This is a genomic window from Pseudanabaena sp. PCC 9330 (genome assembly GCF_055795045.1).
In genome coordinates, this window is sequence record NZ_JAYFES010000035.1 from 1 (window position 1) to 365 (window position 365).

Annotated in this window: 1 protein-coding gene; it reads left to right on the forward strand. The window is 52.3% G+C overall.

Features of this window, described 5'->3' with window-relative positions:
• Positions 1-350 (forward strand): transposase (locus AC0QKW_RS00695; protein ID WP_473149148.1); only part of this gene is annotated, 350 nt, incomplete at its 5' end.
• Positions 351-365 lie beyond the last annotated feature (15 nt).

The following is a 365-nucleotide window of genomic DNA, read 5'->3' on the forward strand; positions in this document are numbered from 1 at the left end:
CTAAAGGCCTGGTCGGGAAGCTGTTTGGCGACCGAGGATATATTTCCCAGGCTCTCTTTGAGTCGCTCTTTGAGCGTGGTCTAAAGCTGATTACCAAACGTCGCAAGAACATGAAAAACACCCTGATGCCGCTACTGGACAAGATCCTGCTGCGTAAGCGTCCGATTATCGAGACGGTCAATGACCAGCTCAAAAACCTCTGCCAGATCGAGCATTCGCGGCACCGCAGTCCTTTCAACTTCCTCGTCAATCTGGTCTCAGGCCTGATCGCCTATTCCTACCACCCCGATAAGCCCTCGTTAGGCATCCCTGACTATGAGCTTAAAGCCCTGCCACAAGCCGCTTTTTAGCTGTCGAACTCAGGT